The following is a 15,207-nucleotide window of genomic DNA, read 5'->3' as shown; positions in this document are numbered from 1 at the left end:
GCGGGCGCCCGGCCGATGCGCGCGACCCGGATGCGGCGGGACAGCCATCGGAGGACTGGTCGATCCTCCAAGCTGGGAGTGCCCTCCGCAATACCCCGTTCACGTACTGGACCCGGGCCCCCGCGTCACCGGTACAGCGCGGCCCGCTCGACGGCACTCCACGTCGTGCTGGTCACGACGTACAGCGCGGCGGCCAGCGGTACGACGGCCACGGTGACCAGCGTGAAGAACGACATGAACGGCATCACCTTCGTCACCGCCCCCAGCCCGGCCGGCTGCTCGCCACCGCCGGCCCGGGCGGCCGGGTTGGCGGCCAACATGCGCTTGCTGAGCCGGTAGCTGAACGCGGCGACGCAGGCCACGACCAGGAACAGCCCGGCGTAGACGAGTCCCGCCCCGCTGAGGGCACCCCCCTGGAGGGCGTCCGCCCACCGCTCCCCCAGCGGAGCCGCGAACAGCCGGTGGCCGAGCAGCCCGTTGGCCTCGCCGCCGATCGTCTCGCTGGAGAACAGGTGGTAGAGCAGGAAGAACGCGGGGATCTGGAGCATCCCGGGCAGGCAGCCGGCCAGCGGCGACACCTTCTCCTCGGCGTGCAGCTCCAGCACGGCCTTCTGGAGCTTCTCGGGGTTCTTGCCGTGCTTCTTCCGCAGCTCGGCGATCTTCGGCTGGAGCGCGGTCCGGGCCTTCTGGCCGCGCGCGGCGGCGCGGGACAGGGGGTGGACGAGGAGCCGTACGAGCGCGGTGAACAGGACGATCGCCGCGGCGGCGGCCGAGGCGCCGAACAGCGGCTGGAGCAGGTCGGCAAGGTGCTCGACCAGGTTGGCGAAGACGGACATGGGTGAGCCCTCCGGGGGTCTCGTCGTGCCGGAAGTGGGAATGGCGGCATGACGACCCGCGCGGGGTCACCTGATGACGTGTGGATGCGCCCCTACGCGACGGTCGCCCGGAGGGCGTGACCGGGTGCCCGGGGCCGGGTCCGCCCTCGGGCGTCGGGATCGCGCTGGGGCAGGAAGGCCGTACGCCGGTCCCGGTCGCGGATGGCCGTACGCACCCGCGTGCGCGGCACGGCGGGCGCGCAGCGCGAGGCGACGACGGCGCACAGGGCGAGGGCGGCCGAGGCCGCTGTGGTCGCCGCGAGGGCGACGGTGGCGGAGAGGCTGCCGGTGTCGAGCAGCGCCACTTCGACGAGCAGGAAGAGCAGCACGAGGGCGGGACGCAGCGTCGCCAAGATCCGGTACATCGGCTGCCCCTCCTCTCGTACGTGTGTATGCCCTGTTGTTCGTTATATAGGATCACCTCCGCGAGCGGGCCCGCGACTTCGTACACGGGTTTGAGAAAGGTTCGTCGGAACTCTCGACAACCCACCCGCCACCCCCGATGCTTCTCGTCACCCGACCACGGGACACCCCTGCGACGCCGGGCCGGGGACCGGCGTCTGCCCTCATCTCCCTTACGGAGGAGCCGTGATACGACGCAGAACCCTGCTGTCCGCAGCAGGCGGTACGTTCCTCGGCAGCGCCCTGGCGACGGGCACCGCGCACGCGGACGCCACGATCGCCGTCAACCCGTCGACGTCGTACGGCACCTGGGAGGGCTGGGGCACCTCCCTCGCCTGGTGGGCCAACGTCTTCGGCGCCCGGGACGACTTCGCCGACCTGTTCTTCACCACCAAGTCCGTCACGTACAACGGCCGTTCCCTCCCCGGCCTGGGGCTCAACATCGCCCGCTACAACCTCGGCGCGTGCAGCTGGAACAGCGTCGGCGGCGAGACGATGGTGAAGTCGCCCAACATCCCCGGCTTCAAGCAGATCGAGGGCTTCTGGCAGGACTGGCACAACGAGGACCCCACCTCCTCGGCGTGGAAGTGGACGGCGGACGCCAAACAGCGCGCGATGCTGGTGAAGGCGACCCAGCGTGGCGCGATCACCGAGCTCTTCGCCAACTCCCCCATGTGGTGGATGTGCAGCAACCACAACCCCTCGGGCGCGGCGGGCGGCGGCAACAACCTCCAGACCTGGAACTACCGCCAGCACGCGAGCCACTTGGCGGCGACGGCCCTGTACGCGAAGAACAACTGGGGCGTGAACTTCGCGACGGTCGACCCCTTCAACGAGCCGGCCTCCACCTGGTGGACCGCGACCGGCACCCAGGAGGGCTGCCACATGGACCCGGCGGTCCAGGCCGCCGTCCTCCCCCACATGCGCAGCGAGTTGGACAAACGCGGCCTCACGGGCCTCCGCATAGCCGCCTCGGACGAGACGAACTACGACACGGCCCGCTCCACCTGGTCGTCCTTCAACTCGACGGCCAAGGGCCTGGTCTCCCAGGTCAACGTGCACGGCTACCAGGGCTCGGGCGGCCGCCGCGACCTCCTCTACACGGACGTGGTGACCACCTCCCGCAAGAAGCTGTGGAACTCCGAGACGGGCGACAGCGACGGCACCGGCCTGACCATGGCCTCGAACCTCTGCCTCGACTTCCGCTGGCTGCACCCCACGGCATGGTGCTACTGGCAGGTCATGGACCCGTCGTCGGGCTGGGCGATGATCGCCTACGACGCGAACACCCTGCAGCCGACCACCGTCCAGACCAAGCTCTACGTGATGGCCCAGTTCAGCCGCCACATCCGTCCCGGCATGACGATCCTGGACACGGGCGTCGGCTACGCGGTGGCGGCGTACGACGCGACGGCCCGCCGGCTGGTGATCGTGGCGGTCAACACCGCGGCCTCGGCCCAGACCCTCACCTTCGACCTCTCCCGCTTCTCGACGGTCACGGGCGGCTCCGGAGGCCTGGTCCCCCGCTGGAACACGGTCACGACGGGCGGCGGCGACCTCTACACACCCCGCTCGGACATCCGCCTGAACGGCAAATCGGTAAGCGTGCCATTCGCCGCGAAGTCGGTCCAAACCCTGCAAATCGACGGCGTGACGCGGTAGGTCGGCGAGGGCGGCGGTTCGGGGCGAACGGTGAAGCCTGGGTGGCGAGCATGGGAATTCGGGAGGCCTGGGTGGTCTGGCCTGCGCATCTCTCACGCTCGTCACCTCCCGGCAGTACGGTGTCCCCCATGCGCCCCGACACGCCTGCCGAAAACGTCGACCACACCGCCGAGGCGGCACGCCTGGAGCGGACCGCCGGCCTGTATCCGGAGGACGCCGAGGCCCTGCTGCTGCGGGCAGCGGCCCATCTGGAACTCTCCGGCGACCGCCCCACCGCGACCACCCTCTACGACCGCCTGCTGTCCTCCCCCGACGGCCTGGAGAACCTCCACCTGGTTCGGGCGCTCAAGGCCTCGAACCTCTGGGAGTACGGCCACGAGGCCGAGGCCCGCGCGATCATCGAGGGCGTCCGGGTGGCGTCCCCGAAGGACCCGGCGCCCTGGGTGATCGTCGCGGAGTCCCTGGAGTCCCACGACGAACTGGAAGCGGCCCACGAGACGTTCACGGAGGCCGTGCAGCGCCTCCTGACCGATGTCGAGGAGCCTCCCTACGCCACCCACCCCCTCCTCTTCGGCCGCCACCGCGTACGGCGCATGCTGGGCAAGTCCCACGACGAGTGGGACGCCCTGGCGGACACCGTCCACTCCCTCCCGATCACCCTGGACGAACTCCACGACCCCAAGCGCGTCTGGTCCCTGGGCTCGGAGAACCCCGCGGAACTGGAGGCGGAGATCCTCCGCCTCCGAGCAGAACTGGGCGCCTACCGGGAGGCCCTCTCCCGCCCGTTCCCGGTAGCGGTCCTGCACTGGCCGGCGGGCGAACTCTCGGAACTCCTGGAGGCGTACCCGACCCTCACGTCGGAGTACCCGACCCACGAGGAACACCTCGCGACCATAGAGACGGCCCTGCGCGAACTGTCCGCCTCCGGCACCCCGAACCTGGGCATCGTCACGGGCACGGTCCCGTCCTACGAGGCCTTCGCCGCATCGGAACTCTCCTCCCCCGGCGACGCGACCCTGCTACCGCAGTACGCGACGACCCTGGCGGCACGAGGGCGGGCGGTGGCTTGGCCGCCGCAGCGGGGGGCGGCTTGCTGGTGTGGGTCGGGCACGGCGTACGGCCAGTGCCACGGCAGCACTGTCTGAAACTCTGGGGCCGAGCGCGGTGGTGATTCGGCAGCCGACCGCGCCGAGGTACCGCGGCCGACGAGGGGCACCAACACCACGGCAGATCGCCGCTGACTCGACCCGGCGTGCGCGGTACCGCTGACGCGCCCGTCACGCCGGGTACCGGCACAGCGCGCTGCGGCGCTCCCCACCCTGGCCCCCCGCTTCCCGGGGCCGCCGCTCGCTTCTCTCCCGTGCCGGAGCGCCCTTGAGGCGGGGCGCGGAGGGGCGACACTGGCCAGGAAGCGGGCGGCCCAGCAGCAACCGGAGCTCACCTTTCGGTATGCCTCACAGGTGTCAGTAGTTGCTGTTAGAACTGATCTCTACCGCCACGAGTGATCGTGCGCGTAAGGAACGAGGGGCCAAGGGGGAGCAGTCGTGGCAGAAACAGGGGGCCAGGCGAAGCCGATCGCGGGTGTCTACGAAAAGCTGATCACTCACGATGTCCATGACGAACTGGAGCAGTTCAGGGCCGCCGGTTGGAAGGCCATCGACGCAGAGGTCACTCCTGAGTCCAGCCCGCATGTACTGGCTCGCCACATCGGTGAAGCCGTCAACCAAAGGCTGAGCCAGCTTCGCCCCGAAGACCGAGTCTCGGTTGCGAACCGCATACTCGAGACGCTGGCTTCCACCCTCCCCGATCCGAGCGAAGCTGCAAGCGCCATCGTCGAAGGTCCCCGACAACTGCTGGCCCTCGCGGAGCAGGAGGCTCCCGGGGTCTACGCTCTTCGCCCCCTCACACCGTTGTCCGAGACGTCACTGATCACGAACTCCCCCGAAGACCTCAGCCTCGGTGCCGAGCTACGGGCGGAACTGGCTACCGCAGACCGCATCGACCTGCTCTGCGCGTTCGTGAAGTGGTACGGCATCCGCGTCCTCGAAGAGTCACTGCGCGCCGCGAACGAGCGAGGGGTGCCGATCCGGGTCATCACGACCACGTACATCGGCGCGACCGATCGCCACGCACTCGATCGCCTCGTCCGCGACTTCGGCGCGACCGTCAAGGTCAACTACGAGATCCGGTCCACGCGGCTGCACGCCAAGGCCTGGCTGTTCCGACGCCATACAGGTTTCGACACGGCGTACGTCGGCAGCTCCAACCTCTCGAAGGCCGCACTCCTCGACGGCTTGGAGTGGAACGTCCGCCTCTCCTCTGTCGCCACACCGGCCGTGCTGAACAAGTTCGAGGCAACCTTCGACGCCTACTGGAACGACTCCGCGTTCGAAACCTACGACCCTGATCAGCACAGTGAGCGGCTAGACCAAGCGCTGGCCCAGGCAAACGGCACTACCTCCACCACCGACCTGAAGATCAACCTCTCTGGCCTGGAAGTACGTCCCTTCCCCTACCAGCAGGACATGCTGGAGCGCCTACGGGTCGAGCGCGAGCTTCGAGGGCGTAGCCGTAACCTGCTGGTCGCTGCCACCGGCACTGGCAAGACCGTCATGGCAGCCCTGGACTACCGGAGTCTGGCCAGGGGCTTCAGCGACCGCCGCCCCAATGTGCTCTTCGTCGCCCACCGCAAGGAGATCCTCAAGCAGTCCTTGCGCACGTATCGGGAGGTGCTGGACGACGCCTCATTCGGGGAGTTGCTCTACAGGGGTGAGGACCCGCAGACGTGGGACCACGTCTTTGCCAGCGTCCAGTCACTCAACGTCCAGCGGCTCGAAGAGCTGGCTCCTGACCACTTCGACATCATCGTCATCGACGAGTTCCACCACGCCACGGCCACCACATATCGCCGCATCATCGAGCACTTCAAGCCCAAGCAGTTACTCGGCCTCACCGCGACCCCGGAGAGGATGGATGGGCTCAACGTGCAAGATGAGTTCTTCGATGGTCGCATCGCCGCTGAGATGCGCCTCTGGGAGGCTCTTGAGAATGACCTGTTGTGCCCCTTCCACTACTTCGGCATCCCTGATGGCACAGATCTAACGAATCTTGGCTGGCAGAGGGGCGCGTACGCGGAGCAGGACCTCGGCAACCTCTACACGGGCAACGAAGCCAGGGCCCGCATCGTCGTCAAGCAGATCCGCGACAAGGTATCGCGGCCTGGAGCCATGCGCGCGCTGGGTTTCTGTGTAGACAAGAAGCATGCCCGCTTCATGGCGGACTTCTTCCAAAAGGCCGGACTACAGGCCACTGCTCTCACCAGCGACTCACCGCCCGCCGTGCGGTCCCAGGCACTCGTTGATCTGCGAGAGGGGAAGTTGCAAGTCATCTTCTCCGTGGACCTGTTCAACGAAGGGCTCGACATCCCGGATGTCGACACGCTTCTCCTCCTGCGCCCCACCAACAGCGCCACGGTCTTCCTTCAACAGCTGGGGCGTGGACTACGCCGCACGGAGACGAAGCCCGTGCTCACCGTTCTCGACTTCATTGGTCAGCACCGGGCGGAGTTCAGGTTCGAGGAGCAGTTTCGGGCCTTGACCAACTTCTCGCGGAACCGGCTTGTTGATCACATCGAGCACGACTTTCCCCTCCTGCCATCCGGTTGCCAGATCCTCCTGGAAGGCAAGGCCAAGAAGTTGGTGCTGGACAACATCCGCACACAACTGCAGGCGACGGTCAGAACCTTGGTGAGCGAGGTCAAGGCTTACGACACTTCACAGCTGGCCGACTACCTGCGCGAGAGCCGTAGGGAGATCAAGGAGCTGTATAAGAGCGACACCTCTTGGACATCCGTCCTCCGCAGAGCAGGCCGGATCAGTACGGCGGAGCCCGACGGCGAATCGGCTCTCCTCAAGCGCATCCATGCTTTCCTACACGTCGACGACCCCGACCGTGCCGACGCGTACCTGCGCCTCCTCGCTGACGACGTACCGCCCTACAACGACCTTGGCCCCACTGATCAGGCCTATGCCCGCATGCTCTTCTTCAACCTGTGGGACAACGCCGGCGGCTTCACCAGCTTCCAACAGGGCCTGGACGCACTCCGAGCCCAACCCATCTTCCGCGACGAACTTCGCCAGGTCCTGATCTACGTCATCGAGCAAGCGGACCACTTCCCGATCCCTCTGTCGGGCAACCACAAGCATGTACCGCTGAAGGTCCATTGCTCCTATAACCGCTCCGAGATTCTGGCCGCACTCGGAGTGGCGCGCTTCGGCGGCCAGATGCCCAGGTCTTTCGCACAGGGCGTCCAGTGGGTTGAGGACATCCAGACCGACGCCCTACTGATCACTCTGGAGAAGAACGAGAGGGACTTTTCCCCCACCGTCCGGTACAGGGACTACGCGCTGAGCCCGAGCCTCTTCCACTGGGAGTCCCAGAACTCCACTGCTGAGAGCTCCCCCACAGGCCTGCGCTACCAGCACCACGCCCAGCGAGGCAATCATGTGCTGCTCTTCATGCGCCGATACAAGAACACGGACATCGGCAAGCCTCAGCCGTGGATGCTCCTGGGACCCGCCACCTACGAGGACCACACCGGCAGCAAGCCGATGGCGATCACCTGGCGGCTGGAGCACGAGCTGCCAGCGGACGTCTGGACGTACGCGGCCATTGCTTCCAGCTAGGACCAGCTGTAGATCGCCGAGTCGGTGGGCGAGGCCGTTCAACGGCCGGACGGTTACGGTGGGGAGCAGGCGCTGGAGTGGTTGCAGAAGAGCGGGATCAGGTCGTCCGGGCTGGAGTGTCGGGCGTGTCCGTCAGCCCGGACGACGGCGAGGAAGGCGTGGGCGAGCATGGCGAGGGTGACCCACTACTGGCGAACCGGCCATCACATACGGTTTGCGGCATGACATCAGAGAATTCGAAGGCCCCAAAGCCCCGGGTGCAGCTGGTCATTGGCATTATCCGCCAAGGCAACGAGATCCTGCTCGTGCGTGAAAGCCTCGGCGTTGACGGCGAAATTCTCTGGTCCCTCCCCGGCGGTGGAGTCGAGGACGGCGAGCTCATGAACGAAGCTCTCCGGCGCGAACTGCGGGAGGAGACCGGGCTACTGGTTGGCAACCCGGTACGGACTGCATTCCTCATCCACATCGACTCTGAGCAGCACCCATCGGCGTTGGCCGTTGCCTTCGAGATCGACGAGTGGTCGGGGGACCTCGCACCGGAGGACGACGACATCAAACAGGCCGCCTTCTTCCCCCTGTCTGACGCAGTGAAGCTGCTCGGCGAGCTGGACAGCGCAGCACAGCGGGAGCCCATTGTTGGCTATCTGACCGGCGCCATCGCGCCGGGGACCACCTGGCTGTACCGCAACCGGGCTACGGAGGAGACGCTCGTCGCCCGCTGGTGACGCCAGACAGTGCCAACCACATGAAGATCACAACCTACAGCTGGAGTACTCGCCAAGTCCGTTGTCAGAGCGATCAGTTAACGTCGATACATGGACACGACTCCGATCAAACCTGGGCAGCTGACTACCCGCGCCGCCATGCACGAAGCGTTCGGCGGAGGCAGTCAGGGAGGGATCATCACTCCCAAGGACAGCCCAAACATCCTCATCTACGTAGACCATGACAGTGGCAAGAAGTACGGATACGAGGACGGTTGGTTAGAGGAAGCAGACGACCTCGGGCTCATATTTGAGTACACAGGGCAGGGCACCCGTGGCCACCAGACGTTCCTCGGGCGGAATGGCTCGCGCAACGCAGCCGTCTTATGTCATGCAGAGAACGGCAAGTCGCTACGCGTCTTCATGGCAGCAGGAAAGGTCGCCGATCGAGCGTCTTCCGCCAAGCAACAGCGGTACGTGGGAGATTTCGAACTGGACTCAAGACTTCCATACACAGTACGCGAGGCCCATGACGAGAAGGGCCAGCGTCGTCGCATCATCGTCTTCCGACTACGCCCCAAGGGCGCCTTTAAGCGCCTCACTCAGGATGTCATCACTCGCGCGGAAAAAACCGATACTCAGAGGGTTTCCGCCGCGGTAGTTACCTGCAAGATGGTGGAGCCGAAGAGGAAACGAGCGTCAGAGAGTAGGCGCGCCGCCCAACCGAGCCTCATAGCCGATCTGCGCCAATCAACGCTCCGAGAAGAGTACCTCATGGAGCTCACCCGACGCGAGCACGATGTTTTCGCGTATCAAGTCAAGATCTCGGGCACCACCACTACCATCAAAACTGACCTCTATGACGCCACCGAGCATGAGCTCTATGCCATAAGGGGCTCCAGCAGTCGCGAAGAGGTACGCACCGGCATAGGGCAACTGAAGGATCTCGTGCGGCACATAGAGCCCCGTGATCCCAAATTGACCCTCTTACTCCCGGAGAGACCTCAGGACGACTTGTTGAATCTTCTACTCATAGAGGGGATCGACGTCGTCTACGACGGTGTCGACGGCTACACCAGGCACGAAGCTAACTAACAGCCCTCACCCCCCCCTGGAGCGACCATGGCACAGTCAGCCGAGCATCACTTCCTCTCCAACACGGCTCTCGAGATCATTGAGAGCGCGTCAAGATCACAGCTTTTCGGCTACACGGAAGGTCAACGCAAGCGTTTTGACTTCTCTTGCGACCTAAAGAAGGATTGGTCAAAGGTAGTTGCCGGCCAGACGCTTTGGAAGCACGGCGGGGATGGAATCGATAAAGACCTTCGAACGCTCCTCCATGAGGAGGATATCGCCGCAGCCGTATATATAGCCCGTCACGAAAGCCGAAGCCGCGCTCGTTTCGCTGAGGTAACCCAGGACTACCTAAAAACCATGCGAGCCAGCCTGTCTCGCTTGCGGGTCTTCTGGGTGCCGGCGGACTTTGATGCAGACGACGAACAAGCACGTAAAGCGGTCTACAACTCCTTACGAGAGGAGATCACCAAGGACTTACTTCTCCAGGTAGCTCTCGGGGGTCTCACTCAGAGCGATGTGACCCGATTCGCTTCGTCAAGGCGTCCTGGGCTACCCCTTCGGATCCTGTCACATGTAAGAGAGCACGGTTACCGAAGCCATCGAAACACAGCCAAGGAATTAGCCGTAGACCCAAATGCACTACGGCTTGAAACAGAACGGCTATTCGTTATCGGGTTCCTGGCAAGCGACAGTCTACAGGGCGGACTTTACAGCGTGACAGACTGCGGAAATGCGATGCTAGATATAAGCTCCCGCCTTCGCGCTTACCTCAATGGGAGTCTAGGCAAGGACAACAAGAATGCCGACCTCGAGCACATATGCAGGCTCCTGGGCATCGACTACCCATCCATGCCAATAACGACCAGTCTCTTAATCGGCGAAGCTGAGATAGACATACAGGACCCCACAGCACTGCTTCTTCAGCATGTGGCCCAAGCAGAAGCGGACGGCTCGGTCACCTGGCCTGATCCCTACTTTCGCCTGCCTGCAAGCGCCGATGTCGCCACATCGAACGCCTCTGCGCGCTGAACTTCCGGGGGTTCCAGGCCCGTTGGGGGGGGAGACCGACATCAGAGATGCACGATCAGCCCCCAACGACACCTGGCTGGCCGACCTCGATCTATATCAACGCTGCTCGACTCCTGGGTCAGTCATCGTGGCGTTGAAGTACTGGAACGCTGTCAGTTCGTAGCCGCTGTGGTGGGTCAGGCCCGCGTGCGGTTCGTCGTCACCAGCGCCGTCATCCCGGTCGCGATCGCCGTCGTCGTCGTTGTCTGCCAACCGCGGCAACCGGGCCCCTCGACTGTCAGCGATCCGCAAGACATCGCCAAGGCACTGCGTGGCGGCGCGCAGCGCATGGCGTACCGCGAACTCGCCGGACTTCTGGTCGCCCAAGACGGCTTGAGCGCCCTTGAGAACCTGGGCGCCGTCACGCAACTGGTCCGCTTCGATCTCGTCCGCGATGCGCGCCAGGAGGCCCGGAGCGCCATGTGTGGACAGGAAGCACGGCTTACCGGAGTCGGTCTCCCACGGCAGCAGCCGCAGTCCAGGGGCGACCGCAGGAACGCTGTCCCGGTCGTAGCTCATCAGGCTGCCACCTCCAAGCAGTGGGTCCAGCGGGGGGCGATGTCGACTCCGCACGTGGCGACCACGAGCGTTCGCCGCCGAGTTCGTCGTCGCCGTTCCTTTTCACGGCGCTCGTGGGCGACGAGGTACGGGCGGACCAGGCCGATGTCCTCGCCCCGGAGCGCAGGCGTGCGTGAGTGAGGAACGGTCGGTGTGTCCTGCGACTGCGTCGCGGGGCCTGAGCCAGGCGCTCTGTGGCGCCCCGAAGCGGGAAACAAGAACCGCAGCAGCGGTTCGAAGAGGCCGGCGATACCGTGGGCCATGTCATCAACCCTTCTCGTTGGTGGCCACGCCCCCGGACCGTCGCCACGGTCGCGGGGGTCTGCGCGTCATGCGTCCACCACACTTCCGCCCCCGGTAGTGCGTTCCTACTTCGTCCCCTGACCGTTAGACACGAAGTAGGTCCGCCCATGAAAGACGTCCCTAGCGTCCCAGGGGGTACTCGTGAACGAAGCGCTACGCCGTGCCATGCTTCAAGCCCGAATGACAGACCGGCAGTTAGCGGAGAAGTGCGGAGTCGACATCAAGACAGTCGGCCGATGGATCACTGAGGCCGGGCGCATCCCCCATGCCCGGCACCGGTGGGACGTCTGTGAGGCACTCGGGGAGGATGAGGCAGTGTTATGGCCTGCCGCCGTGAAGAGGGCGATCAAGGTCGGTCCGGACCGTGAGGTCGTGTCCGTATACCCGTATCGGTCAAGCTGTCCGGCTTCGCTGTGGCGATCGTTGATCACCAAATCCGAGCGAGAGCTGACGTTCGCCGGTTACACCAACTACTTCCTGTGGCTGGAGCAGGCTCGGCTCGGTGTTGCCCTACGGCGCAAGGCAGCACAGGGGTGTCGAGTGCGCTTCTTGCTGGGCAAGCCCGACAGCGAGCTCACGCGATCCCGGGAGCAAGACGAGGCCGTTGCACTCACACTGTCTACGCGAATCCGCGTGACGCTCTCCGAGTTGGAGAGGATCAGAAGTCAACCGGGCATCGACGCACGGTACAGCGATGGGCACACGCACCTGTCCGTCTTCCGCTTCGATGACGACATGATCGTCACGCCCCTGCTGACGCATAGTGTCGGCCACGATGCTCCTACGCTGCATCTGCGTCGCTACCAGGACGACGGCATGTTCGACCGCTTCGCTTCACACGTTGAAGAACTGTGGACGCGAGGCACTCCGGTATGGGAAGAGGAAGGTAATGGGTAGGCGCGACTACGAGGACGCCCGGGATGCCCCCGCTGCGAACAGCCTGGTTCCGGCCGCTTCCGCCATCGTTGTCGACGACTCCGGGCGCATCCTGCTCCAGCGTCGGCGAGACAACGGCATGTGGGCGCTCCCCGGCGGTGCAATGCACATCGGCGAGTCATTGCCGGACTGCGCGGTTCGTGAGACCCGCGAGGAAACCGGCTTTGATGTCGAGATCATCGGCATCGTCGGGACCTACAGCAACCCCCGCCACGTCTTCGCCTACGACGATGGTGAGGTGCGGCAAGAGTTCTCCATCTGCTTCCTCGCTCGTCCCGTGTCCGGGCGACTGGCAGTGTCCGAGGAATCCACCGATGTTCGCTGGTTCGATCCCACAGAAATCGATGGGCTCCCCATGCTCGCCAGTATCCGCAAGCGCGTGACCGACTGGCGTGATGGCAAGATGCCCGCCGCACGGTGATCGGCCCCCATATGACGCTCTCGGTCTCCGCAGCTCAGACTGCCGATCTACGCATGCGGCCCGTTGAGGATGTCCTTGGTCGCGTCGGCCAATCTCTGCAAGTGCGTCTGCTATCAAAAACCATGGTGCGCAAGCGTCGAACCGTGGAGTGAGAACAGACCGCGCCACATGGGTACGCATCGAGCGATGCTCGCTCGCCAAGATCCCCGATCAGGGCTGGACCGGCACTGAGTGTGCCGCGCGTCTTAAAAGCATCGCCCAGCCCCAACGGCATGGGGGCGTGGTCTGGCGAGACGTGAACGGTCCGGTGATGTGGCGGGCCGACGAGACCGAACTCCTGCCAAGCGCCCCCTGTCGGCACCGCTGTGTTGAGCAGGCCCTCGGACCCACCGGACGAGTGGTGGAGGCACTGAACGCCTCGTTGGACGCGCTAGAGACCTTCAAGGGCTGGCGTTACGGCGGCTGAAGGTCTCTGGCGCAGGACTCTCTGTTGTCCAGGTCGTGATCAGCACCCTTGGGGTAGCAGCTCTCAGGAGGCGTGTGCACGTTTGGTGGCGATGGCGGCCAGGGTTCCCAGGGCGAGACAACTACTCATCACGGCTGCCATGGGCGCCGGGCTCTGGGTACCGAATAGCCCGACCAGGGGGGATGCGGCCGCGCCGAAGAGGAACTGGCTTCCGCCCAGGAGAGCGGAGGTAGCTCCCGGGGCAGCGCGTCCGCGGCTCTGAGCGACGGTGATCACGGCTGGGAAGAAGATGCCGAATGCGCTGATAGTGATCAACAGGCATAGCCAGGTCAGCTGCGTGGTGCTGCCAGCGGTCGCCTGGATGAGGAGTAGTGTTGCCGCCCCCGTTGTCGCCAGCGCCCCGCTGATGATGAGGAGAGCCTCGGGGGTCCGGCGTTTGGTCAGGTGGCCGTAGGCCAGGCTCCCCGCCATGTTGCCGACGGCGTTGACGCCGTAGACGAGGCTGGAAAGAGCCGGGGAGAGACGGTAGATGTCCTGGAAGACGAAGGTAGTTCCGGCGATATAGGCGAAGACGGCGGCCCCACCGCAGGCGAGGGCCAGCACCGGTGCGAGGATGGCGCGCTGTGCGGCGACCTCTGCGATGGCGCGCAGGCTGGCGGTCATCCCGCCGGTGAGGCGGGCGTGGGGCGGGTGGGACTCGGGGATCCAGCGCCATACGCCGAGCGACAGGAGTAAGCCCATGAGGGCGAGGACGGCGAAGACGTAGCGCCAGGACACCGCGAGCAGCAGGGCGCCTCCGGCTAAGGGGGCCAGGACCGGGGCCGTGGCGGTGATCGCTCCCAGGCGGGAGAAGACCAAGGGAAGTTCACGGTCGTCGTAGATGTCGGCCACGACAGCGCGGGAGACGACGATCCCGGCCGCTCCCGCGATGCCCTGTCCGACTCGTGCCGTGTTGAGCACCTCAACCGTGGGCGCCAGAGCACACACGGCGGAGAAGACAGTGAACAGCACGGATCCGCCGATGAGGACGGGCCGGCGGCCGACCGCATCACTGAGGGGGCCCAGAACGAGTTGCCCGACGATGATTCCGGCCAGGAACCCGGTCAGTGACATTTGTGCGCCGGAAGCATCGGTTGCCAAGGAGCGGGCCAGGTCTGGGAGGGCGGGGACGTACATGTCTGTGGCCAGCGGGCTTGCGCCGCTCAGTCCGGCCAGAACCAGCAACAGCGGGAGACGTTTCGGAAGTTCGGGGGACGGACGCTGATGACCGGCTAATGCCTTACTGGTTGAGTGAGTCATAGCGCCGGTGCCGCCCCCTCGACCTGCCCTGACGCCTGCGCCGGCCTCCGGCACTCATCGACGGCCACCTCGGCCTCCGCCACCTGTTCCAGCAGTCCGGCGGCGATCTGCAGCACACCGCGCTCGGCAGGTGACAGCGTCTGACGCAGTGCCGCCGCCAGCCAAGCGTTGCCATCGCGCACGTGCTCCCGCAGCGCCTCCCGCCCCGCTTCCGTGACCTCGATGTTCTGGCGGCGGGCATCCACCTCGCTCTTCGACCGGCGAATTCGCCCCTGTTCTTCCAACTCGTTGAGCACCCGGGTCAGTGACTGGGTCTGCAGCCCTTCGATGGCGGCCAGTTCCGACGGGGTCAGTGGGCCGCTGTACCGAAGGTTGGCGAGCACGGATGCGGCCAGCCGCGTCAAGGAGCGACTGTTCCCCGGCTGCTCGGCGCGTAGCCGGGAAGCCAGGCGGGACACGCCCCAACGCAACGCCTCGGCCAAGACCAGATCCTTCGATGCCTCTTCTGGAACATCAACCATGCTTACCAAGCTAACGCTTACTGTATAGCCCTTCAATCTCCTACACTTTGCCCAATTCAGTAAGTGCGAGCTTCTAACCTGGGCGGTCTGTCGACATGCTGCACCAGATGCATCATCGTGACGTCGGTCACTGCTGGGCGGCACAGAGCATTGGAGGTCGAGCCCGGTCTTGGCTACGAGGCCGTCGAGTGAGACAGGGGCGGTACTGCATGCCTTTGAGCCGGGTCTTC

The 15,207-nt window shown here is 65.2% G+C and carries 13 protein-coding genes and 1 pseudogene; 9 read left to right on the top strand and 5 right to left on the bottom strand.

All coding sequences use genetic code 11. From position 1 onward, the window contains the following. Positions 1-125: 125 nt before the first annotated feature. Both ACFY9S_RS00795 and ACFY9S_RS00790 read right to left on the bottom strand, forming a co-directional pair. Positions 126-836 (bottom strand): membrane protein insertase YidC, encoded by a 711-nt coding sequence (locus ACFY9S_RS00795; protein WP_391120963.1) that lies wholly within the window; start codon positions 834-836, stop codon positions 126-128. A gap of 92 nt (positions 837-928) precedes the next feature. Then, positions 929-1,240 (bottom strand): DUF6412 domain-containing protein, encoded by a 312-nt coding sequence (locus tag ACFY9S_RS00790; RefSeq protein ID WP_391120960.1) that lies wholly within the window; start codon positions 1,238-1,240, stop codon positions 929-931. Positions 1,241-1,463: 223 nt separating this feature from the next. Between ACFY9S_RS00790 and ACFY9S_RS00785 the strand changes: the two genes are divergently transcribed. The 6 genes from ACFY9S_RS00785 (at position 1,464) to ACFY9S_RS00760 (ending at position 10,434) form a co-directional block, all read left to right on the top strand. Further along, positions 1,464-2,939, top strand: a complete 1,476-nt coding sequence (locus tag ACFY9S_RS00785; RefSeq protein WP_391120957.1) for a beta-1,6-galactanase — start codon at positions 1,464-1,466, stop codon at positions 2,937-2,939. 128 nt (positions 2,940-3,067) lie between these two features. Beyond that, entirely contained in the window at positions 3,068-4,084 is a 1,017-nt protein-coding gene (locus ACFY9S_RS00780; protein ID WP_391120954.1) for an SEC-C metal-binding domain-containing protein, read from the top strand. 399 nt (positions 4,085-4,483) lie between these two features. After that, positions 4,484-7,624, top strand: a complete 3,141-nt coding sequence (locus tag ACFY9S_RS00775) for a DUF3427 domain-containing protein (RefSeq protein WP_391120951.1) — start codon at positions 4,484-4,486, stop codon at positions 7,622-7,624. Between the two features lie 77 nt (positions 7,625-7,701). Next, positions 7,702-8,349, top strand: a complete 648-nt coding sequence (locus ACFY9S_RS00770) for an NUDIX domain-containing protein (RefSeq protein ID WP_391120948.1) — start codon at positions 7,702-7,704, stop codon at positions 8,347-8,349. Between the two features lie 90 nt (positions 8,350-8,439). Further along, positions 8,440-9,423 carry a hypothetical protein gene (locus ACFY9S_RS00765; RefSeq protein WP_391120945.1) on the top strand — a complete coding sequence of 328 codons (984 nt, stop codon included), beginning with the start codon at positions 8,440-8,442 and terminating at the stop codon, positions 9,421-9,423. Between the two features lie 27 nt (positions 9,424-9,450). Beyond that, a complete protein-coding gene (locus tag ACFY9S_RS00760) occupies positions 9,451-10,434 on the top strand; it encodes a hypothetical protein (RefSeq protein WP_391120942.1) in 984 nt (327 codons plus the stop codon). 96 nt (positions 10,435-10,530) lie between these two features. Here ACFY9S_RS00760 and ACFY9S_RS00755 read toward each other — a convergent pair whose 3' ends face one another. Then, positions 10,531-10,992 carry a hypothetical protein gene (locus ACFY9S_RS00755; RefSeq protein ID WP_391120939.1) on the bottom strand — a complete coding sequence of 154 codons (462 nt, stop codon included), beginning with the start codon at positions 10,990-10,992 and terminating at the stop codon, positions 10,531-10,533. A 675-nt stretch (positions 10,993-11,667) separates the two neighbouring features. Between ACFY9S_RS00755 and ACFY9S_RS00750 the strand changes: the two genes are divergently transcribed. The 3 genes and pseudogenes from ACFY9S_RS00750 to ACFY9S_RS00740 all read left to right on the top strand — a co-directional run. Beyond that, on the top strand, positions 11,668-12,231 hold the full coding sequence (locus ACFY9S_RS00750) for a DUF5919 domain-containing protein (RefSeq protein WP_391120936.1): 564 nt from the start codon (positions 11,668-11,670) through the stop codon (positions 12,229-12,231). Further along, positions 12,224-12,691 (top strand): NUDIX domain-containing protein, encoded by a 468-nt coding sequence (locus tag ACFY9S_RS00745; RefSeq protein ID WP_391120933.1) that lies wholly within the window; start codon positions 12,224-12,226, stop codon positions 12,689-12,691. The genes ACFY9S_RS00750 and ACFY9S_RS00745 overlap by 8 nt, the downstream gene beginning before the upstream one ends. Before the next feature lie 11 nt (positions 12,692-12,702). Next, positions 12,703-13,124 (top strand): annotated as a pseudogene (locus tag ACFY9S_RS00740) (hypothetical protein); the annotation flags it as partial. A 96-nt stretch (positions 13,125-13,220) separates the two neighbouring features. Here ACFY9S_RS00740 and ACFY9S_RS00735 read toward each other — a convergent pair. Continuing rightward, the gene (locus tag ACFY9S_RS00735) at positions 13,221-14,456 is read right to left on the bottom strand and encodes a Bcr/CflA family efflux MFS transporter (protein WP_391120930.1); all 1,236 of its coding nucleotides are present in this window, start codon (positions 14,454-14,456) and stop codon (positions 13,221-13,223) included. Next, the gene (locus ACFY9S_RS00730; RefSeq protein ID WP_391120927.1) at positions 14,453-14,977 is read right to left on the bottom strand and encodes a MarR family transcriptional regulator; all 525 of its coding nucleotides are present in this window, start codon (positions 14,975-14,977) and stop codon (positions 14,453-14,455) included. The genes ACFY9S_RS00735 and ACFY9S_RS00730 overlap by 4 nt, the downstream gene beginning before the upstream one ends. Positions 14,978-15,207 lie beyond the last annotated feature (230 nt).

Origin of the sequence: Streptomyces sp. NPDC012474, from assembly GCF_042955185.1 — a bacterium.
Lineage (GTDB): Bacteria > Actinomycetota > Actinomycetes > Streptomycetales > Streptomycetaceae > Streptomyces > Streptomyces cahuitamycinicus.
This window is presented reverse-complemented; position numbering and strand designations above follow the sequence as displayed.